Raw genomic sequence first — 21,789 nt, forward strand, 5'->3', positions numbered from 1 at the left:
CATTTTTTTGTAAAAAATTTCTATCAAAAAACACTAGTGTTTGTGATTTTACGCATTCTTTTGGGAAACCTAAACCATAAGAAGCTGTATAAACCACAATAAATAGCTTCTAAAACGATAAAAGTACTTTTGCAGGAGAATTATGTCTAAAAGCGCGTCGATCAAAAAGCGTAGCAGCAGTTCAGTTGCTCTAGAACCAGAAGTTGCGATCGCAATAATTGGACTCTTTTCCGCAGCTGCTGATGATGAAGGTATTTCTTCAACAGAAGAATATGCTTTGAGTGAATTTCTCAGTCAGGTTGGTTTATTTGAAGATTACTCTGACGAAGACTTTGAAGAGTTGACAGAAAAAGTAGTCAGTTTGGTCGAAGAAGAAGAACCAGAAGAATTAATTGCTCAGGCGATCGAATCTTTACCGAATCGAGGTTATCGAGAAGCTGCATACATTACAGCTATCTTAGTTGTGGGGATTGACGAAGAAGTACCCGAAAATGAACAGGATTATATTTCAGAACTTCAAGAAACTTTGAAGATTTCAGACGAGCGAGCGCAAGAACTCATAGACGCAGTGTTTGGAGCAGAAGAAGAGGAAGAAGAGTAATCCTGTTTGAATTGCAGCCCCAGTCAGCTAATACCATCAGTGCATTTCCGTCGAATTTCCTCACATTCAAAAGTGCAACACCAAGGTATTATCATCAAGCTTTAGGGAATAGAAATCAAACAACTTTGAGCGGGCAACTTATAATTTTGTTGCCCGCTCTATTTTGCTGATATTGTTAAAATATTGAGCATGATAAATTCGTCAGGACTTACGCACTTGTAACGGAAAAACGAACCACTAAAAACTTTGGCACTGAGTGTGTGAGACAACTGTAATAAGTCCTGAGTAGACATGTCTTACTACTCAGAACTTAAGACTAATTAGAAATCGGTACATTTTTAAATGCACCTGTATCTGGCACAAAGATATCTAGAGAATTGACACCTTCAGGAACCCTTACCCAAACATAGGCATCAGCCGAAGCTTTTGGACGTAGCTGAAATAAAGAAACACTCCCCGTAGAGCGGTCTAGAGCAACTCCTTTGTAAGTTACGCTAGTTTCAGGATTGCGAGCTGTTGTACTAGCTATCGATATAATATCACCACCACCAACTCTATCTGTAGCAAGGCGACGGACACGCATTTGCACATTCACCACATCACGGTTTGCGGTTTCTGGATCTTTAATCCGCTTTGCTGAGAGTAACTCTACTTCTGCTTTATTGCCAAAAGCAGGCTGCACAAATTGACCGGGCTGAATTGCTGAAGTGGCAGCAGCTTGTGTAGTTGCCGACAATGGTGATGCTGTTGGTTCTGGGGAACTAGCGGTTGGGGCTGTTGGACTTGATGCTTGTATAGGAAAAGTATTACTCGCCGTTTTAGTGGCATTCAATGTTTGCCGCAGCGTGAAAATTTCGTAAGCTGTATAGCCACTACACAATAAAGCCAAAGTAGAAAGCAATACAGCTACACCAGACAGAAATGTACTCACACCTTTACCTCTATTCCGTATTTCTGTGTATGCAGGTTGATTAACCTCGCGATTTTGGAATGCCATGATTTATGTTTAATTAACCGCTGCGTATTAAATATGTTCAGCATCTTTCATATACTAATTAATTAAGCCGATCTGCTTCTCTCTGAGGAAAGAAGTTTGAGCAAACGGTGATAACACCTATCTTAAGGATGAGGAATATTGGTGAGACTTAACACATTTAGTAGACCACTGGGTTTTTTGCTGCTATTTTTGAGTACCCAGACAGCATTTAGTCATAAAGTTGCTCAAGCACAAACACAAGTCTCACCAGCAACGACCACAAAATCAATTTGTCCTGCCCAACTGGGAACATCTGTGGATGCTGTGATTAATCGTCCTTTATTCAGTCGGGCACGTTGGGGAATTTTAGTGCAACCCCTATCATCTGTGCAAACTCTTTACGGTCGAGATGCCCAGAAGTTCTTTACTCCAGCTTCTAATCTCAAACTGCTAACAACAGCGGCGGTGTTGCAGCAATTAGGTGCAAATTTTCGCATTCGCACCTCTGTTTATCAAAATGCTAATGGTGTCTTGCGTGTGGTCGGTAGAGGAGATCCCAGCTTAAATGATACTCAGTTGCAAGCATTAGCAAAGCAGTTGAAACAAAAAGGTATTACTCAAATTAAGCAGTTGATTGCCGATGATAGTTATATTCAAGGGGATATTGTAAATCCCACTTGGCAATGGGAAGATGTGCAATCAGACTACGGCGCACCAGTCAACAGCTTTATCCTGAATCAAAATGTTTTTGGCTTAAAACTTGTACCGCAAGCTGTGGGTAAAATTTCCCAATTAGTCTGGACTGATGCTAACGAGGCGAAACAATGGCGGACAATTAATCAGTCAATTACAGTTGCTCAAAACCAGCCAAGCAATATTAACGTTACCCGCGATTTATCGGGAGGTGTATTGCGAATTCAAGGACAAGTAGCAGCGAATTCTGAACCGTATTTAGTCAATTTGCCTGTAGTTGACCCTAATTACTACTTTTTGCGGCGTTTCCGTACGGCTTTGGCAACGGAAAAAATCAGTTTGGGACAGACATTGGTAGCGACTGGCGGTACAAATCTACAGGAATTAGCAGCTGTGCAATCGCCGCCTTTATCTGAATTGTTGATGGAGACTAATCAGAATAGTAATAATCTTTATGCTGAGGCACTGCTGAGAGCATTAGCTTTTAAACAACCCAGAGTCCCAAACAAGAGTACTGCCGATCTGGGGTTAGAAGCACTGAAGGCGAGTTTAACTCAATTGGGAGTTAATTCAGCAAATTATATTTTAGTGGATGGTTCGGGGTTATCACGTCGTGACTTGGTGACTCCAGAAGCTTTCGTACAAACTTTGCGGGGAATAGCCAGAACACCAGCAGCATCTGTGTATCGTGCGTCTTTACCTGTAGCAGGAAAAAGCGGTACTTTGGCAAATCGCTTTCGCGGTACACCTGCTGAGGCTATTGTGCAAGCAAAAACAGGCACGTTGACGGGTGTTGTTTCTCTATCTGGGTATGTGAATTCGCCTAAATATGAGCCGTTGGTTTTCAGTATTATTGTGAATCAATCGGAACAGCCTGCAAGCGTTATCCGCCAAGCAATGGATGAAATTGTCGTGTTGTTAGTGCAATTACAGCGTTGTTAATGATGCGATACCTACGGCACACTTCGTGAACGCAGTTGAAATACCAAATAGCGATCGCTATTTAGTAGTATTCTCATTCTCATAGTAGAATTAAGCGATATCTAACCCAACCACCATTAATTCGGTTGGATGTTCGATGGTGAACTGGTAAGATATCTCTCGTCTCTCGTTGGGCGTAATAGTCAGCATCCATTCTAAAATACCCATTTCACCTAGTTGAATTTGCGGGTTGCTCCGAATCAAGCGTACTTTAATTTGCTCGTTGCGGCTAACTGGCAATTGCTCAGTAATTGTCAAATTAGTTTCTTGATTAAGCAAGTTAGTAATTAACAACCGATAACCAAAAGTAGTCCGACGTTGGTTGCTCATCAGTTTTTTATCTACCTGACGCTCAACTAATTCACGCTCAATTTTTAAACCTTCATCAATACCCAGATTCAATTTAAATTCTTGTCTTGGTGCAATATTTTCTAACTTTGTTGTGCCGACAAAAGTATTGTCACGGAAAATATTTGCTTTGCCTGGTAGTATTGTGCTGTTGGAGCTATTTTTTACATTAGCTTGCAAATAAACAAAACTGACCAAGCGCGGCATTGCCACATAATTGAAGCTACAAGAATAATCATCTTTGAAAATTGTTGTTTTATGGGGTGTGCCATCACTAGGAATGTTACCACCGCTATTCAGTTGAAAATTAATTACACTTCCTTCTTGAGATACTTCTGCCAAAACCATTTCCGCTGGGATGAGATTATCTTCTGCAACTTCATCTTCTTCTTGCCAATTTCCTTCAGCACCTGGAGCAGGAACTGCTAGAGTCGGCAGTGATGGGCTGGCAGCTAATTGCCGTCGTCGCGCTATTGGTGGTGGACTTGGGGTGTCGATATACCAGGGTTGAAGTTTGGGTGGGAGCGTACCTAATCCTGGTTTAGCGGTAGAAAGGGTAAGCACTACATCAATCCAATCTTCGCCAGTACTTTGGGTAACTTCTGCTAGGTAGCTCAAATGTACGATATTACTCGTACTATCAACTCGCAAGTCATAGAGTGGAGTCCAACTGGCGCGATTCACTATGTAGGATAGCTCTAGCTCAAACTCACCTTCTCCCGACACTGCAATTCCCACAATCAAGCTCAGGCTTTCCTTGGGATGGGGTGTTTGGATTGTTTGTAATGCGGTATGAAGTGCTTGCAATTGCTTTTCTAATTCCTGCTGTTGGCTTTTGCATTCTCCAGAAGCGATCGCATATTCGCTGTACTGGCTGCCTAAAAAGTTGAGGAAATCCAAAGTTTCGCTGAGGCTGAGATTTTTCCGCGACAAACTTTGGGCAAAAGGTTCTTGTGTTTTTTCCCGCAAGCCATCGATAAAACCAGATTGCAATGCTAATGCATCTACTTGAGCTTGCAAGTGACGTTTTTCTGCTTCTAGTTGCTGAATTTGCCTTGTTAACTGTGCTACTCGTTCGGCTACAGGTTCGGTAGTGTAAATGCGATCGCTGCTAACTCCTAACAACTGCACCCCTACCGTACCAGTACCGCTAACCCTGACAGACTCCGTTTCTAGCGTCAATGGCAGTGGGCTAATGACTAATTCTCGTTCCAGTCCTGTTAAAGAGACAATACCCCGTCGTGTCACTAATGCTCTATCACCATACACAGTCACAGCTACAATCTGACTTTGTACTGTTTTTCGTAAAGATGGTGTTTCTGGGTTAACCACTGCCAGATTTTCCTCATGTTAAAAGTGCTGAGTCATTAGTCATTAGTCAGTTGTCAGTTGTCAGTTGTCATTAGTTATTCTTTTTGTCCCCGCGTCCCTACATCTCCCCCTACCTCCTGCCTTATACTTCAGCGTTCAATCGATCCGACTCAGCTCGATTATGCATAGAAAAACCAGTTTGCTCTACAAACTTCTTTGCTGCATCCAATAGATACTCATAATAAGTACGAGCGACTATCGATAACTGTTTACCAGCTGGATACACCATATACCAAGTTCGCTGAATGGGAAATTGTTGTACATCTAGAATGCTGAACTCTGCTGCATCTGTCAATAAGGTATGGCGAGATAAAACAGAAATTCCTAAACCCCCGGCGATCGCTTGTTTAATCGCCTCGTTACTGCCTAATTCGAGCTTTACTTTTACTGTTAGCCCATGTTCGTCGAAAAGGCTTTGGACTGCACGACGGGTTCCTGAACCTGGTTCCCGCATAATAAAGGGTTCATTGGACAAACGTTGTATGGGGATATTTTTCTCCTTCGCTAGGGGATGATTCGCAGGTGCAAATACTACCAAAGGATTGTCTAAAAATGGCTGGCAATTCACATCCAAATGTTCTGGAACTTGGCTCATCACGTACAAGTCATCAAGATTATTCACCATCCGTTCCAAAATACGTTCGTGATTTGTAACTTGCAGCGAAATATCAATTCCTGGGTAAAGTTGACAAAACGGGCCTAACAAACGCGGTATAAAATATTTTGCTGTTGTAATCACTGCCAATCGTAATTGACCTTGTTTTAGCCCTTTTAAATCTGCTACCTTCATCTCAAACTGGGCTATGGTTTCAAAAATCTGTCGGCAAGTGGCAAATAATTCCCGTCCAGCTTCCGTTAGATACAGGCGCTTACCCACCTGCTCAAATAATGGCAACCCTACTGATTTTGTAAGTTGTTTGATTTGCATGGAGACAGTGGGTTGGGTGAGAAATAATTCCTCAGCAGCACGAGTAAAGCTACCGTGCCGTGCTGCCGCCTCGAACACCTTCAACTGGTGTAGCGTCGCCTGGTTCAAGGGTGACTCTCCTGATAATAGTGATAGATATAAAACTACTATCACTGAACACTTACCATGATGCTGTATGGCTCATACAAATTTATGAGCTTTTATATAGATAAAAATCTATTCTTCCTATTCAAAGAAAGTTATTTTATTTATGGTATTGAGCAGTTATTATCAAAACAATAAATAAAGCGTAAGATGCCTTCCAACCCAAGATGAATGTTGAATCATGAATAACTCATGATTCATCATTCATCATTCCATATTTCTTCTGTAACTTTTGCAGGTAGCTTGGCTAAATCCGGCAACCTCATTACCTCTATCTCAGCAACTTGTTCTTTAATATTTATTGGCAACTTTAACGGTTGACGTTCTTCAATCCAGCAACTTGCCACAGGCAAGGTTTGTTCCAGTTCACCCAGTGGTCGAGGAATAACCATCACTGCGTTCAACTCCCCAATCCGTTCTGCCTCGTACATTCCAGCTTCTACTGCTACTGCCACATTTGCCACAGAACCGCGGATGATAGCTGTACACAAACCCGCACCAATTTTTTCATACGCCGATAATTGTACGTCAGCAGCTTTGAGCATAGCATCACAAGCCCCTACCATCGCCGGAAATCCGCGTGTTTCTACTAAACCAATTGCTAAATTACTCAGGCGGCTGTAACTACCTTCGTCAATGAATTTACTGAGGCGATTAGTAATGGGCAGCACTACATCGAGATTGGGATAAGGTCGAGGAATCACCAAGCTAGAAATCAATTGACCAAACTGTTCAGCAGTTTGGACACCAGATTCTACCGCCAGACGGACATCAGCAATTCCACCCCGGACAATTGCAGTACAGTGACCACTGCCAATTTTTTCATAACCTACTAGGTGAACTCCAGCCGATTTCAACATCATATCGGCTGTACCAACTATGGCGGGAAAGCTGGCGGTGGATACTAAACCCAAAGCAGTGTCTCTAAAGTCGTCTTGACGACGCGATGACTGAACTGTGTTAATGTCCCGTTGATTGTATGTTTCCATGTGAAATTTCCAAAGATACTCACAGAAAGGACAAAGGATAAAGAATGAAGACTGAAATTTGATACTTCACACTTCATACTTCACAATTAACACTTATTCAGAGCGATCGTCAGAGATTGGCTCGTTCAAAGATTGTCTATGGGGAAACAATGTGACTAATAGCCTTTGTATGCTTCCTTGTCCATAAATTTGCGTCCCCAAACTGTTGGGTGATTCTGTGTCAGACGGAGTGGATTGTGAGTTTTCATTGAGTTCTGTAGATGCTGAGGCTTCCTTTAAGGTAGAACCAGTACCATTATTGTTTTCTTCTAGAGAAGAAGATTGGTTTTCCGCAGTTGGCGAAGATTGAACATGGGAAGACTGGTGTTTCAATTCCAAAAAACCGGCCGAGAGACTAGTTGAGGAAATCACTTTATCTTCTTGCTTCTGAGAACTTGTAGAAGTAGTGGGATTTTTGGATGGTTCTAGTTGTTTTTGGTCGGTTATTTGCCGACCACTGTCTCCTAATATAGAGCCAGGTGGGACTACTGCTCCAGGTTCAACTGAACAATTAAAAACTGTTGTTGCTGAACCGATACAAGCATTTGCACCAATTTTACCTTTGCCAACCATCAAAAAACCGGCTCCTAAGTTGGCTCCTGCTGCTATTTCTAGGGTTCCTTCAGCAACTTGGAGAATTGACCCCATACCAATACAGACACCTGGGCCGATGATTATCTTGCTGTTTGTAGCCGCTTGGAGTATCACCCCAGGTGCCAGGACCGCACTCGGATGAATAGTCACCTCGCCACTAATATAAGGATCGAAGTTGTTGTTGAGGCGCAGTGGCGGCACAGACATGAAATTTTAACCTCGGAAGCCGGAAGAAATTTAGAGAGTTAGGAGTTAGAAGTGAGTTAAAAGTTTAGAAATAAGGAGTTTTTATCCAGAATTCATAACTCCTACCTCATAACCCCTACCTCATAACTCATAACTCATAACTCCTCATGGACGTTGAATAATTGTTTCTAAGACTCGGCGCTTAGCTTTAGGGTCAATACCAATTAATCGCACATATTCCCCTTGGTATTCGCCAAGGTATCTTTCTACGGCTGCGATCGCTTCTCTTTCAGAGTTAACCTGAATTTGACCAGTACTAGTCCAAGAACCTGTACGGAACCGTCTTTGGTCTACGTGTTCAATGCTAATTTTATGCCCACTACTCAGTAATTGTCGCACTTGGTCTACAACTTCAGAACTTAAGCGGGTACTAGTAGCTTTTGCTGTTGCAGTTGCAGAGGACGCATTAGACTCACTACTATATGATTTTTGGCTAGTTAATGGGGCGACTTGACCATTGGGTCGTTGGATAATTGTTTCCAAGACTCGACGTTTAGCTTTAGGTTCAATACCAATCAACCGCACGTATTCTCCTTCGTATTCGGCAAGGTATCCTTCTACAGCTGCGATCGCTTCTCTTTCAGACTTCGCTTGAATTTGACCACTGCTAGTCCAAGAACCTGTACGGAACCGTCTTTGGTCTACGTGTTCGATGCTGATTTTATGCCCACTACTCAGTAATTGTCGCAACTGGTCTACTACTTCAGAACTTAAGCGGTTACTAGTGGCTTTTGCAGTTGCAGAGGACGTGCTAGCCGGACTACTGTATGATTTTTGGCTACTTGATGGAGCGATTTGACCATTGGGTCGTTGAATAATGCTTTCTAAAACTCGGCGTTTAGCTTTGGGGTCAATGCCAATTAAACGTACATACTCGCCTTGATGATTGCTTATACAGTCTTCCAAGGCTGCTATCACTTCATTTGTAGAACTAGAGTTAATTGGCTCACAACTTTGCCAAGAACCTGTTCGGAAGCGGCGCTCATCTACGTGTTCAGTGCCAATTTTGTAACCACCAGCCAACAAGTGGCGGATTTGCTCTACGGTTTCACTACCAATTTGACCATTGCTAGAGCCGTTACCATTACTACTGTTATAGCTACTATTGCCGTTATAGCTGCTATTACTACGACTAGTGGGAGCTTTAAAGCTGGCAGTTGCTTGAACTGTACCATCTGGGCGTTGAATAATGGATTCTAACACGCGCCGTTTACCATTGGGGTCAATGCCAAACAGACGGACGTACTCGCCACTGTGTTCTGTTAGACAAGTTTCTAAAGCTGCAACTGCATCGCGTACCGATCTCGATTCAATCGGCTTACAACTAGTCCAAGAACCTGTACGGAACCGTCTTTGGTCTACGTGTTCCGTACCAATCTTATACCCTTGCTCTAACAGATAGCGTACCTGTTCTATTGTTTCTGCACCCAAGCCATTGCTCGCCACTTCACTACTCCTTTCTAGCTCTAAAACAGTCAGACCATTACTTGTATAAGATTTAACATTTTCATCCCGAATGGGTGCAATACACTTGCTATCCGCAGCACAGCGATAACCAGCTCGCAGTGCCTGATTAATCCCAATCACATGATGAGCGAATTGCTGATCCTGAGCTTGCACATCTGGCAAGCGGTCAGCTTGCTGCTGGCTAGTGACGATCGCTCCCGAAGGTACATATTTACCTGGGGGAATTTCTACGTCTTGAATTAAAGCGTGCATCATCACGATGCAACCTGCACCCACCCTGGCATTAAATACCGTGGAGCGAAAGCCAATGAAGGAATTATCCCCTACATAAGCTGGGCCATGAATCAAAGCCATGTGAGTAATGGACGCATTTTTGCCAACCCAAACCGAGTAACTATCGCCATCATCGCCAACCACTCGGCCTTGCTCTAACCCATGTATCACCACACCATCTTGAATATTAGTGTTTTCACCAATATAAAAAGGTGTGCCTTCATCAGCTCTAATCGAAGTCCCCGGAGCAACGATTACATTTGCACCTATCCGCACGTCCCCAATAATATTGGAAAACGAGTGTACAAATGTGCTTTCATGGATTTTTGGCTCAGCTAAATTCCTCGACCATGGGGTTGGGGGTGCCGCCGTGCTGCGGACTGCCATTGCGAGATTCCTCCTGTATTGTTAGTTGTCAGTTGTTGGTTGTTTTTTCCACTGACCACTGACCACTGACCACTGACCACTGACTATCGATATTGGTCTTTTTTACTGTAAATCAGGCGATCTTCCACATGAATAGTATCAATTATCGCCACCACTGCTGCATCCAACGGACGCTGTTCATTACCCAGAATTTGACGAGCGGCACTGCCACGACTGACAAGTACCCACTCATCTACTCCTGCACCGACACTATCTGCTGCTACCTCGTATTTTGGCAGGAAGTTTCCTTCTTCATCTACTAATTGCAACAAAAGTAGTTTCACACCTCTGAGACTTGGCTCTTTTTGCGTGCTAACTACTGTGCCACGAACTTTGGCAATTTGCATTACAAATTATGGTCTTCTACCGAAGGGACGAATTGCGTTCACGTTTTCCCGGAACTGTTCTACATCTTCTGTATAACGAATTGGCAGGACGTATTCTAAGTTCTCATGAGGACGAGCAATGATATGAGTAGACAGCACTTGTCCGCCATTCACTCGCTTGACTGATTCAACTCCTGCTGCTACAGAAGCTTGTACTTCTGAAACGTCCCCCCGTACGATGACTGTAACCCGACCACTACCGATTTTTTCGTAGCCTACTAAGGTGACACGAGCAGCTTTCACCATCGCATCAGCCGCTTCCACTACTGCTGGAAAGCCTAGCGTTTCAACCATTCCTACTGCGATTGACATTAGTTCTAACCCTTAATAACGTTTCTAGACTTGGACGAAAGTGAGAGCTTCAAGAAGGCAAACCCGTTAATTACTTTGTTTAATCAGCTTTTAGGTACGGAACTGTTCCACAGCTTCTGTGTAACGAATCGGCAAGACGTACTCTAAGTTTTCATGTGGGCGAGCAATGATGTGAGTGGATACCACTTCACCGCCATTTACTCTTCTAGCTGCTTCAATTCCTGCTGCAACTGAAGCTTGTACCTCAGATACATCTCCCCGGACAATTACGGTTACCCGAGCGCTACCAATTTTTTCATATCCTACCAAAGTTACACGCGCAGCTTTCACCATCGCATCAGCAGCTTCTACTACTGCCGGAAAGCCCTTAGTTTCAATCATTCCAACTGCAATTGGCATCGCAGAACTCCTAAAAAATTAATCCAATCAGTACTGTGGTTTGAAAAATTTGACGGGTAAGCTCATCTTGAGCTACAAAAACACTTCCAAATTAAGCATAGGAAAGCTTGGCGTTCCTGGCAATATAAATTACTATAATAGTTTATGATAAAATAGTTTTAAAAAACTTAACAAAAATTTATACCAGGGTTCTACTCAATCAAAGTTCACTGATTCCTAGAGCAGTCCCTTATGCTTTATAATTTCTTTATTACATTTAAAAATCGACATTCATAACCCAGGGTAATCCTGTCTGTGGAGGGACGATCGGAGGCTGTACATCTTGCTGCATCTGTTTTTCCTAGATTTTGTTATCGAAACAAAGACTAGGTGAAAAATACATAATGTTTTTAAATATATCGTATAAAGTACGCTGTTAAAAGGTGAAATATAAATTTACAAATAAAAACAATATAAACAGAGTAAATGCTTTTAAATATGTAAAGTTATATTTAATTAAAGATTAATAGACTAATTTAAAGTAAAAATGCTCATTCAAGTTTAGTCGTAAAATATTTCAAAAATAATGGATTATTCGAAAGTTATTTTTTTTACTTAAAAATTGTTTTGAAGCTGTTTAAAAAAATCAAGGCTGAGTCGTTAAGGGAAATTTAAATGAATCAGTTTCTATTTTTAACAAGTTGGTGGGTGCCTTTCTATAGCTTAATGGGCGCACTTTTAACCTTGCCGTGGGGAATAGGAATAATTCAGCGTACAGGGCCTAAACCTGCGGCATATTTCAACTTGTTGTCAACCCTTTTGGCTTTTGTCCATAGCTTGTTGGCATTTAACGAGATATGGGATAGAGAACCAGCAAAGTTGCTGATTACCTGGTTTAAAGCTGCGGATTTAGACTTATCCATTAGCTTGGAACTATCACCAGTTAGTATTGGGGCAACAGTTTTAATTACAGGCTTAAGTCTGCTGGCACAAATTTACGCCTTGGGTTACATGGAAAAGGACTGGTCATTGGCGCGTTTTTTTGCGCTGTTCGGATTTTTTGAAGCAGCCCTAACTGGTTTAGCCATAAGTGACTCCTTGTTTCTCAGCTATGCGCTTTTGGAAGTTCTGACGCTTTCGACTTACTTGCTGGTAGGATTTTGGTATGCTCAACCGCTAGTAGTAACGGCGGCGCGTGATGCCTTTTTAACCAAGCGGGTGGGAGACTTGTTGTTGCTAATGGGTGTAGTAACACTTTCCACCTTCTCAGGCAGTTTGAACTTTTCTGATTTATATGAATGGGCGCAAACAGCTAACTTAAGCCCAGTCACATCGACATTATTGGGGTTAGCGTTGATTGCAGGGCCTGCGGGCAAATGTGCCCAATTCCCCCTACACTTGTGGTTAGATGAAGCCATGGAAGGACCTAACCCCGCTTCAGTACTGCGAAATTCATTGGTAGTAGCGGGTGGTGCTTATATACTGTATAAACTTCAACCAGTCCTAGCACTATCGCCAGTTGCATTGAATGCCTTGGTAATCATGGGTACGGTGACGGCAGTTGGTGCAACATTAGTTTCCATAGCTCAAATTGACATTAAGCGATCGCTATCTCATTCCACCAGTGCATACATGGGATTAGTGTTTCTGGCGGTGGGATTACAGCAAGGAGGTGTAGCTTTGATGTTACTGTTAACCCATGCGATCGCTAAAGCACTATTATTCATGAGTTCTGGTTCAGTAATATATACTACCAGTACACAAGACCTTACAGAAATGGGTGGATTGTGGTCGCGGATGCCAGCCACCACCACCGCCTTTGTTGTCGGTTCGGCTGGCATGGTAACACTGCTACCATTGGGAAGCTTTTGGGCAATGCTGTCATGGGCTGATGGTTTTGTGGATATTAGCCCTTGGGTGATTGGGGTTTTAGTAATAGTCAACGGCTTAACAGCATTGAACTTGACCAGAGTATTTAGATTAGTATTTTGGGGTACGCCGCAACAAAAGACCCGCCGTACCCCAGAAGTTGGTTGGCAGATGGCATTCCCAATGGTGGCACTAATTGTGCTGACTCTACTATTACCCCTGATGCTACAGCAATGGTATTTGCTACCTGATTGGAGCAGTATTAATTGGTATGTAGCGTTAGTGTTGATTGGTTCTACTGTAACTGGGTTAACTATAGGTTCTACAGTTTATTTACACAAAGCTTGGTCTAGATCCAGAATCCTGACGTGGAGATTTGTACAGGACTTGCTAGGTTACGATTTTTACATAGACCGAGTTTATCGCCTGACCATAGTAAATGCAGTAGCGTTGCTATCTAAGATATCGGCTTGGAGCGATCGCTATCTAGTTGATGGTTTAGTAAACCTGGTTGGATTTGCCACAATTCTTAGTGGACAAGGATTGAAGTACAGCATTTCTGGTCAATCCCAAGGATACATGTTGACCATCCTAGCAGTCGTCAGCGTCCTCGGTTTTTTCATTAGTTGGTCATTAGGTCTACTAGATAAATTGCCTTTTTAATAGTCCAGCTTGAATTAAAAATGCAAAATTCAAAAACCACATTTTTAATTTTTCCCTAGATTCTGTCTATGCTTAGTGCTTTGATTTTAGTACCGTTGTTCGGTGCAGCTTTAATTGGTTTCTGGCCCTCTGACATCAGTGGGAAATTGACCCGTACAGTGGCTTTAGTCTTTGCCACTATCGCTTTCTTGTGGTCAGTTGTCATAGCAATTCAGTTCAATCCAGGAGAAGCCAATCAACAGTTTGCTGAGTCTTTGTCTTGGATTGATGCCTTAGGCTTGAACTATAACCTGGGGGTAGATGGTTTATCTTTGCCATTGCTAGTTTTGAATGGACTGTTGACTGGCATTGCCATCTACAGCAGCGATGAGTCTCTTGGTCGTCCTAAATTTTATTACTCTTTAATACTGCTGTTAAGTGCTGGGGTAACTGGAGCTTTTCTAGCGCAGGATTTACTGTTATTTTTCCTGTTTTACGAACTAGAACTAATTCCTCTGTATCTGCTGATTGCTATTTGGGGTGGTGCAAGACGGGGTTATGCCGCTACGAAATTTCTAATTTATACTGCCGTTTCTGGAATCCTGATTTTGGCAAGTTTCCTGGGTATGGTTTGGCTGAGTGGGGGTTCTAACTTTGCACTAACAACCTTGGATGCCACGACTCTACCTTTGGCAACACAACTTTTACTGCTAGCGGGGATTTTAGTAGGTTTTGGAATTAAGATTCCCCTAGTTCCTTTCCATACTTGGTTGCCAGATGCTCACGTTGAAGCTTCTACACCAATTTCTGTACTATTGGCTGGGGTGCTGTTGAAGTTGGGAACCTACGGCTTACTGCGGTTTGGCATGAACTTGTTGCCAGAAGCTTGGAATTATGTAGCTCCTTGGTTGGCAATTTGGGCTGTGGTCAGTGTAATGTATGGTGCATCCTGCGCGATCGCTCAAACTGATATGAAAAAAATGGTGGCATACAGTTCCATTGGACACATGGGCTACGTGCTATTAGCGGCGGCAGCGGCTACACCTTTAAGCATATTAGGTGCTGTTCTGCAAATGATTAGCCACGGCTTGATTTCTGCACTGCTGTTTTTATTGGTAGGGGTTGTGTATAAAAAAGCTGGCAGCCGAGATTTAGAAGTTCTTCAAGGACTGCTGAACCCAGAACGCGGTATGCCTGTAATTGGTAGCTTAATGGTTGTGGGAGTTATGGCCAGTGCTGGCATACCGGGAATGGTAGGCTTTATTTCCGAATTTATTATTTTTCGAGGCAGTTTTCCAGTTTTTCCTATACAAACTCTGCTGTGCATGATTGGTACAGGCTTAACAGCAGTTTACTTTTTAATTCTGATGAATCGCGCCTTTTTTGGGCGTTTGTCTGCACAAGTCGTCAACTTACCGCGTGTGTATTGGAGCGATCGCTTTCCATCTGTGGTACTAGCTGTATTAATTGTGATTTTCGGCATCCAACCCGCTTGGTTAATACGTTGGACTGAACCCACTATTACAGCAATGGCAAGCGTGCAAAACGTAGTGGCAACGGTGTCCTTAGAGAAGGCAAAGGGAGCTGGGGAATAAGGAGTGAGTACTGGCTACAGGCAAGAGTCGGGGGTAAAAAAATCCCCTTTCCAATCCCCAATTCTCAATTCCTATTTTTGGAGAACTGACAATGGTAACTATTAAAAAGAAGCTAAAAAAGAACCCATTATCTGAGTATATTGAACGCTTACAAACAGGAGGAACGTTATTACCAGATACTCCAGAAAATGTGCTGGAAGTAGTGGGTATTCTTAAAAGTTATGGCGTAGTTTTAGATGCCTACTCAAAAAACCTCATTTATATAGCTGATAATCAGTTCTTAGTATTTTTTCCATTTTTTAAATATTTCAATGGAGAAGTTTCTTTTTCCAAATTACTCCGGCATTGGTGGCACGATAGAATTAATTTTGAATACGCCGAGTATTGCATGAAAGCTATGCTTTGGCATGGTGGTGGTGGATTAGATACTTATTTGGATACAAAAGAATTTCAAGAAAGAGCGCAAGCAGTTATTAAAGCAAAATTTAAGACAAATCCGCTCGTATTAGGACTTAACGAACTATTTCCAGACTTCTTAACCGAACAGTTGCGAGTTTCTGCTTACTACAGCGGTTTAGGTCAGTTTTGGCGAGTAATGGCTGATATATTTCTCACCCTATCAGACCGCTATGACGAAGGCGAAATTAAATCAATTCCCCAAGTTGTAGACTATATCAAAGCTGGGTTGGTAGCAGATGCAGTAAAGCCAATTACCTATGCTGTAAAAATTCGAGATAAAGTCTATGACATCATTCCTAAAAACGTTGGTTTAACCTTCTTAGCAGATACAGCAGTACCTTATGTAGAAGCAGTATTTTTTAGGGGAACACCTTTCCACGGCACAGTTTCATACAATGCCCAAGCATATCAAATTTCCCCAGATCAAAGTCGATTTCAGTATGGCGCACTCTATGCAGATCCTTTGCCTATTGGTGGTGCTGGTATTCCTCCCACATTGCTGATGCAAGATATGCGTCATTATCTGCCAGAGTATTTGCACGAAGTTTATCGTCGCAGTTTGCGGGGTGAAGATGATTTGCGAGTGCAAATTTGTATCACTTTCCAAAAATCGATGTTTTGTGTGACAACAGCAGCGATTTTAGGGTTGATGCCTCATCCTGTAGATACCCAAGATTCATCAGAGCAAGAGGCAAATCGAGTTTATTTAGAAAAGTGGATGGATCGGTTACAAACTTCGCGGTTATTAGATGTGAATCAATAAGCAGTCGTAGTTTCTCTATAAGTCAGAGCGATCGCTCTCTAAATATTCTCTACATAGTAAACCAAAGACTTAAGCTTCTGGTTCAACGCCGAGCGATCGCAATTGAGCAGTCAAGCGATCGGCTCTCTGGCGTTCTTTTTCTGCTCGTTGACTTTCTTGTTCGGCTCTTTCCTCACCAGTTAGCAACAAATTACCTTGCAAATCCCACCAGCGCAGCCAAGGTAATTCTATATTCTGATATCCTCCCTGCCATATACCTAACTCAACACCTAAAGGATGTATGGGATAATGCTCCCGTTCGTTGGCTGGTAATAGCTGATACTGTCCTTCAATTAGGTGGTAAACTTCTACGCTGGCTTTACTCACTTCATAAATGCCATAAAAGGGAGGACGAATCACCTGCTCATATATCCAAAATTTACCTTTCCAAGGAGTTTTATCTCGTTCCTCACTCCCATCGCCAGAAACAAATTCTAAAGCAATTAATGGGGCAATAAACTCTCGCCACAATACATAAGAGCGTCGCGTTTGCCCATTGAGCGTAAGCGGTACATTCGGTACAAAAAACCAATCCGGTGCTTCTGCTCCTTTTTCAGGAGGATCGGTTAAGCGCCAGTATATGCCTAAGTCCTGGCCAATACAATATTGCCCATCAGGGTGACGTTTTTGCAGTATCGGTTTAATAGAGTCGGTTAGTAGAATGCTTTGCGGATGTTCTTGCCAATTTTTCACGAATGTACCATCAGACTCTGGTAGCTGCGTATGGTCTGGGAACGGGGTGAGTTCTTCAGTGGATGGGTTGGTTGCAGAGGTCATAACGCTACCTTTGCAGGGATAAGGGTTGTTGTTTAGTTTAGCAATGAAACAGGAAAGAAGCGATCGCTCTTAATATCTGACACTAGATGCTAAAGAATAGACCTCTTGCAAAAGTCAAGAAATTAGGAATGTCATTCTGAACGAAACGTAGTGTAGTGAAGAATCTCACCCAATGTGTCGCTTTGCTTAACATGACACTTTAAGGATTTATGCAAGAGGTCTAATATACAACTAAAAAACCTCCAGCTATCCAATATGGCTGGAGGTTTTGAACTTTGATTATTGCGTTAAAATCTGACGGATTAAAATACTCATCACCTCATCAGGGTTTTCGGTTGGTAGTAGTTGACTCCAATCTCCGACATTTGCATAACCAACCACCTGCAAAAAGTGAATTGTACTAGTGACAGCTTTGGGAGAACCAATCAATATATGTTTAATTGGTTCTCTTTTTGGCGATCGCTTTTGAGCAGATTTGAGGGCGGGTGCATCGAAGTCCTCACTAGGCAAATACTCTTCTGACTGTACTTGAGGGAACTCTTGATTATCTCCGAACTTTTGTACTTGTGTCATGATGATAGTTGACTCCTGATGTGGGGTTGAAAGAAAGGCGATCGCGGATTCTTGCAAGAGGGCGATCGCCTTTCTCATATCTAAATAATAAAGTATAATTTTATACTTGTCAACTACTAATTGAAAAAAGAATTAGGAAAAGGCTTCGCGCAGAAAAGAATAATATCCGTCCTTTTGTCTTTACTTTATTTCTTAATTAATAAAGTTGAATTTAGTAAGCGTTAGCGCTTTTTACTTGCGGAAAATACCAAAATGAGTAAGCAAACTGGGGTTTGAGAAAGCAAAACTTCCTTTTGCTTGCGGAAAACACCAAAATGAGAAGGCGATCGCTCATATTGAGAAAGCAAAACTTCCTTTTGCTTGCGGAAAACACCAAAATGAGTAAGCGATCGCTCATATTGAGAAAGTAAAACTTCCTTTTGCTTACTCATTTCAGTAGATCGCGTACTCATTTCAAAAGATTGTGTAAACAAACCGCAGTTTATTTACTAATTTCAACGTGAGTTTGATGAACCTCTCCCTCCCAACCTCCCTCTCCCACGGGAAAGGGAGGAGCAACGAGAAATTAGGGTTTTGGCTCCCCTCTCCGTGTCGGAGAGGGGTTGGGGGAGAGGTCAAAAAAGGGCTTGTCGAACTCACGTTAATTTCAGTAGATCGCGTATTCATTTGGGCAGTTAGGCGATCGCATTCATTCTGCCAAGTTAGGCTCAAGTTATTAAGGCTCTCTTGTGTGAGAATTAATCTAAGCATTTTGGGAGTTGCAAAGATGGCTTGGGTCGCTGGCGATCGCTTGCAAGGCGGAAAATACACCATTGAGAAAGAGTTGGGAAAAGGACGTTTTGGCATTACTTATTTGGTCAAAAATAAGAATAGCGATCGCAGTTTTTGTAGCCATACTTGCAGCCATACCTTCTTGGATTCCTATTTTTAACCCATCTCCATCTTCCAATCAACCTTCACAGTCTCCCAGTTCATCATCTAGCAAAACACCGTAGATTTAGCTCAACTTTCATTGTGTGTTGTGCAAAATTCTGCAAAACTGTATTATTTATGAAACACACTTAAGTCATAGAAAACACCCATATCCAGCTTTTTTAAAGTCTTTTAATTACGAATTACGAATTACGAATTAAGAATTATTTAGAGGTTTTCATGCCCTGGATAGCAGGACAACAATTGCAAAGTGGCAAATATGTAATTGAGAAAGTCCTGGGACAGGGGGGATTTGGGATTACTTATAAGGCTTTGCATGTTGAACTAAACCAAACAGTTGTAATTAAGACACCTAATGAATATCTCAGCCACGATCCGGAATATGAAAAGTACATAGAGAGATTTATCCAAGAAGGGCGAATACTGGCACGCTTATCTCAAGAACCTCATCCTCATATTGTGGGAGTGATTGATTTGTTTCGGGAAGGTGATACCCACTGTTTAGTGATGGACTTTGTTGAGGGAGAAAATTTGTTTGAGGCAGTGAGGCGTAGAGGGGCTTTACCAGAAGCGGAGATCCTACCTTGCATCCACCAGATTGGGGAAGCTTTGAGCGTAGTGCATCAGGCAGGGCTAGTACACCGAGATGCCCACCCTGGAAATATTATGTTGCGGAGAAATGGCAAAGCGGTTTTAATTGACTTTGGAATCGCTAAAGAACTTTTGCCTAAGACTTTGAGTTCAAAGGGAATTGCAGGTAATGAAGGGTTTGCGCCTTATGAACAGATGAGTAGAGGTAGTCGGGAGGCAACTGTCGATGTCTACTGTCTGGCTGCTACACTTTATTATGCCGTGACTGGTCAACGCCCCACAACCTCTTTAGCTCGCAAACTCGATGATGCTGATCTGAAATCACCTAAACAAATTAATCCAAGCATTAGCGAGCAATTAAATCAAGCAATTCTCAAGGGTATGGCACTGGAGGCAAAAGACCGTCCTCAGTCAATGCAGAGGTGGTTGGCAATGTTAGAAGCACCAAAAGCAACGCCTCCACCACCTGTTGATCGAGATTATAAAAAAGAAGTTGTTCGTCCTGAAGCCAAGCCAAACTCAGAGGCAATTCCAATTAAACCAAGTACTAAATCACCTAGAATTATTCCCTGGGGCTGGTTGATTGGTGTATTATTAAGCTACCTATTGATAGGCTACTTGTTAGCAGCGTCTAACGCTCCGTACATAATTTGGGTTGTGGCTGTGGCTGGGGCTGTGGCTGTGGTTTTGGCTGTGGCTGTGGTTTTGGCTGTGGCTTGGGCTGAATATGAATTACGAAAATCTTTTAGCAAGTTTCATACTTTTCTAATTTTAGCTAGCACTTCTAGTCTAGGCTTGGGTTTGGGATGGTTAGGACATAGAATTTTTATACAGGTTCATAGCTTACTCAAGCTCTAAAAGCTAAATGATAAAAGATTTTGTAACTGCTGTATTGAGTAGAGAAGCAATGTTTAAGGACAAGCCGCTACACATCTACGCACCTTTAACCTCATACCAAAATATTAAATTTCCGGCTCAATACCAAGCGCTGGTTTTAACAGCGTTGTTATGGAAGATAAGCTAGGTAAATAAACTGATATCTACATTAAAATAGTCCGCCAACGCTTCTGCTTGAGTTTTACTAATGGTGCGACCATTAACAATTTGCAAGGCAATTTTCAATGAACCAATTACCTCAGCTAATGTTTAAGCAACAAATACCTCGAAATCATATTCAAGTACTTCAAAGTCGTGTTGGAGTACTTCAAAATCATGTTCAGGTACCTCAAAGTCGTGTTGAAGTACTTCAAAATCATATTCAAGTACTTCAAAGTCGTGTTGGAGTACTTCAAAATCATGTTCAGGTACTTCAAAGTTGTGTTGAGGTACTTTGAAATCACGTTCAGGTACTTCAAAGTTGTATTGAGGTACTTTGAAATTGTGTCGAAGTACTAGAAGATTCAGCGGCGAAGCGTTCCCAGTTGCGTCAATCTTACTCACAGTTTTTTGTTTGCGAACGCTTGACTTTCCAGACAATCGCTACATTTCTGTAAAACTTACGCGATCGCCTAAATATTCTCCACCCACAGAAGATTATTTGCGTAGCTACCGATTTTAAGAGCATTGTAAAATTTTTCGTCTGCTGTCACCATTTGGCATTGTTGCTTAATGGCAAGAGCTAAGTATAAACTGTCATACAATATGCGTCTACGCTACCTTTAAAGAAAAGACTTAAGCTTCTGGTTCAACGCCGAGCGATCGCAACTGTTCAGTTAGGCGATCGGCTCTTTCCTCACCAGTCAACAATAAATTACCTTGTAAATCCCACCAGCGCAGCCAGGGTAATTCTACATTTTGATAAACTCCTAGCCAAATGCCTAACTCAACACCCATAGGTGCGATCGGATAATGTCCGCGCTCATTTACTGCTAACAACTGATATTTTCCACCAGCGAATCTATAGACTTCTACACTAGCTTTTTTAACCTCATAAATACCGTAGAAGGCAGGACGAATAACCTGCTCATAAATCCAAACTTTACCCGTCCAAGGTGTTTTGTCTCTTTCCTCATTCCCGTCTCCAGAAACGAATTCTAAGACAATCAACGGGGCAATATGCTCTTGCCAATATACATAAGACCTCCGCGTTTGTCCATTCAGTAGGGGTGGGACATTCGCTACAAAAAACCAATCTGGTGCTTCTACTCCTTTTTCAGGGGGGTTAGTTAAACGCCAGTAAATGCCTAAGTCTTGACCAATACAATATTGACCGTCAGAGTGTAATTGCTTTAAGACGGGTGTAATTGAGTCAGTTAGTAAGATACTTTGAGCATGTTGTTGCCAACTTCTCATGAATGTACCATTGGAGTCTGGCAGCTGCGTATGGTCTGGGAAAGGGGTAAGTTCAGCGGCTGGATTGGTTGCAGAGGTCATAACATTACCTTTGCACTGGATAA

At 42.2% G+C, this 21,789-nt stretch carries 20 protein-coding genes and 1 pseudogene; 7 read left to right on the forward strand and 14 right to left on the reverse strand.

What is annotated here, in order from left to right; genetic code table 11:
* Nucleotides 1-142 precede the first annotated feature (142 nt).
* Nucleotides 143-601, forward strand: coding sequence for a tellurite resistance TerB family protein (locus RMY31_RS32925; RefSeq protein WP_322666529.1), 459 nt, complete (start codon nt 143-145; stop codon nt 599-601).
* Nucleotides 602-917: 316 nt separating this feature from the next.
* Here the strand turns inward: RMY31_RS32925 and RMY31_RS32930 are convergent, their stop codons facing one another.
* Nucleotides 918-1,532, reverse strand: coding sequence for a hypothetical protein (locus RMY31_RS32930; protein ID WP_322666552.1), 615 nt, complete (start codon nt 1,530-1,532; stop codon nt 918-920).
* Nucleotides 1,533-1,739: 207 nt separating this feature from the next.
* Between RMY31_RS32930 and dacB the strand changes: the two genes are divergently transcribed.
* A complete protein-coding gene (gene dacB / locus RMY31_RS32935) occupies nt 1,740-3,212 on the forward strand; it encodes a D-alanyl-D-alanine carboxypeptidase/D-alanyl-D-alanine-endopeptidase (RefSeq protein ID WP_322666527.1) in 1,473 nt (490 codons plus the stop codon).
* A gap of 90 nt (nt 3,213-3,302) precedes the next feature.
* Here dacB and RMY31_RS32940 read toward each other — a convergent pair whose 3' ends face one another.
* From RMY31_RS32940 to RMY31_RS32975, 8 genes are all read right to left on the reverse strand, one after another.
* Complete coding sequence (locus RMY31_RS32940; protein ID WP_322666526.1) at nt 3,303-4,931, reverse strand: mucoidy inhibitor MuiA family protein; 1,629 nt, start codon at nt 4,929-4,931, stop codon at nt 3,303-3,305.
* 121 nt (nt 4,932-5,052) lie between these two features.
* Nucleotides 5,053-6,006, reverse strand: a complete 954-nt coding sequence (locus RMY31_RS32945) for a LysR family transcriptional regulator (RefSeq protein ID WP_322666525.1) — start codon at nt 6,004-6,006, stop codon at nt 5,053-5,055.
* Nucleotides 6,007-6,242: 236 nt separating this feature from the next.
* On the reverse strand, nt 6,243-7,031 hold the full coding sequence (locus RMY31_RS32950) for a BMC domain-containing protein (RefSeq protein WP_322666524.1): 789 nt from the start codon (nt 7,029-7,031) through the stop codon (nt 6,243-6,245).
* A 93-nt stretch (nt 7,032-7,124) separates the two neighbouring features.
* Nucleotides 7,125-7,871 (reverse strand): transferase, encoded by a 747-nt coding sequence (locus tag RMY31_RS32955; protein WP_322666522.1) that lies wholly within the window; start codon nt 7,869-7,871, stop codon nt 7,125-7,127.
* A 144-nt stretch (nt 7,872-8,015) separates the two neighbouring features.
* On the reverse strand, nt 8,016-10,037 hold the full coding sequence (locus tag RMY31_RS32960; RefSeq protein ID WP_322666520.1) for a ribulose bisphosphate carboxylase small subunit: 2,022 nt from the start codon (nt 10,035-10,037) through the stop codon (nt 8,016-8,018).
* Nucleotides 10,038-10,120: 83 nt separating this feature from the next.
* Nucleotides 10,121-10,423 carry a EutN/CcmL family microcompartment protein gene (locus RMY31_RS32965; RefSeq protein WP_322666518.1) on the reverse strand — a complete coding sequence of 101 codons (303 nt, stop codon included), beginning with the start codon at nt 10,421-10,423 and terminating at the stop codon, nt 10,121-10,123.
* Between the two features lie 6 nt (nt 10,424-10,429).
* Nucleotides 10,430-10,774: a carbon dioxide-concentrating mechanism protein CcmK gene (locus RMY31_RS32970; RefSeq protein WP_010995041.1), complete on the reverse strand. Its 345-nt coding sequence runs from the start codon at nt 10,772-10,774 to the stop codon at nt 10,430-10,432.
* Between the two features lie 90 nt (nt 10,775-10,864).
* Nucleotides 10,865-11,173, reverse strand: a complete 309-nt coding sequence (locus RMY31_RS32975) for a carbon dioxide-concentrating mechanism protein CcmK (protein WP_010995042.1) — start codon at nt 11,171-11,173, stop codon at nt 10,865-10,867.
* Between the two features lie 654 nt (nt 11,174-11,827).
* On the opposite strand from RMY31_RS32975, the gene RMY31_RS32980 reads away from it, so the two are divergent.
* From RMY31_RS32980 to RMY31_RS32990, 3 genes are all read left to right on the forward strand, one after another.
* Nucleotides 11,828-13,684, forward strand: coding sequence for an NAD(P)H-quinone oxidoreductase subunit F (locus RMY31_RS32980; protein WP_409879121.1), 1,857 nt, complete (start codon nt 11,828-11,830; stop codon nt 13,682-13,684).
* 68 nt (nt 13,685-13,752) lie between these two features.
* A complete protein-coding gene (locus RMY31_RS32985; protein ID WP_409879124.1) occupies nt 13,753-15,258 on the forward strand; it encodes an NADH-quinone oxidoreductase subunit M in 1,506 nt (501 codons plus the stop codon).
* Nucleotides 15,259-15,349: 91 nt separating this feature from the next.
* The gene (locus RMY31_RS32990; RefSeq protein WP_409879126.1) at nt 15,350-16,480 is read left to right on the forward strand and encodes a CO2 hydration protein; all 1,131 of its coding nucleotides are present in this window, start codon (nt 15,350-15,352) and stop codon (nt 16,478-16,480) included.
* A 69-nt stretch (nt 16,481-16,549) separates the two neighbouring features.
* Here the strand turns inward: RMY31_RS32990 and RMY31_RS32995 are convergent, their stop codons facing one another.
* The 3 genes from RMY31_RS32995 to RMY31_RS33005 all read right to left on the reverse strand — a co-directional run bounded on the left by RMY31_RS32995 (nt 16,550) and on the right by RMY31_RS33005 (nt 18,321).
* Nucleotides 16,550-17,296: a Uma2 family endonuclease gene (locus RMY31_RS32995; protein ID WP_409879128.1), complete on the reverse strand. Its 747-nt coding sequence runs from the start codon at nt 17,294-17,296 to the stop codon at nt 16,550-16,552.
* 279 nt (nt 17,297-17,575) lie between these two features.
* Nucleotides 17,576-17,869, reverse strand: a complete 294-nt coding sequence (locus RMY31_RS33000) for a hypothetical protein (RefSeq protein ID WP_409879142.1) — start codon at nt 17,867-17,869, stop codon at nt 17,576-17,578.
* Nucleotides 17,870-18,090: 221 nt separating this feature from the next.
* Nucleotides 18,091-18,321: a hypothetical protein gene (locus RMY31_RS33005; protein WP_409879130.1), complete on the reverse strand. Its 231-nt coding sequence runs from the start codon at nt 18,319-18,321 to the stop codon at nt 18,091-18,093.
* 314 nt (nt 18,322-18,635) lie between these two features.
* Between RMY31_RS33005 and RMY31_RS33010 the strand changes: the two are divergent.
* Together RMY31_RS33010 and RMY31_RS33015 are read left to right on the forward strand one after the other, a co-directional pair.
* Nucleotides 18,636-18,749 (forward strand): annotated as a pseudogene (locus RMY31_RS33010) (serine/threonine protein kinase); the annotation flags it as partial.
* Between the two features lie 272 nt (nt 18,750-19,021).
* Complete coding sequence (locus tag RMY31_RS33015; RefSeq protein WP_409879132.1) at nt 19,022-20,251, forward strand: serine/threonine protein kinase; 1,230 nt, start codon at nt 19,022-19,024, stop codon at nt 20,249-20,251.
* A 288-nt stretch (nt 20,252-20,539) separates the two neighbouring features.
* On the opposite strand, the gene RMY31_RS33020 is transcribed toward RMY31_RS33015, so the two are convergent.
* Nucleotides 20,540-20,833 carry a hypothetical protein gene (locus tag RMY31_RS33020; RefSeq protein ID WP_409879134.1) on the reverse strand — a complete coding sequence of 98 codons (294 nt, stop codon included), beginning with the start codon at nt 20,831-20,833 and terminating at the stop codon, nt 20,540-20,542.
* A gap of 231 nt (nt 20,834-21,064) precedes the next feature.
* The gene (locus RMY31_RS33025) at nt 21,065-21,766 is read right to left on the reverse strand and encodes a Uma2 family endonuclease (RefSeq protein WP_322666678.1); all 702 of its coding nucleotides are present in this window, start codon (nt 21,764-21,766) and stop codon (nt 21,065-21,067) included.
* Between the last annotated feature and the right edge of the window lie 23 nt (nt 21,767-21,789).

This window comes from Dendronalium sp. ChiSLP03b (assembly GCF_034531165.2).
GTDB lineage: Bacteria > Cyanobacteriota > Cyanobacteriia > Cyanobacteriales > Nostocaceae > Dendronalium > Dendronalium minutum.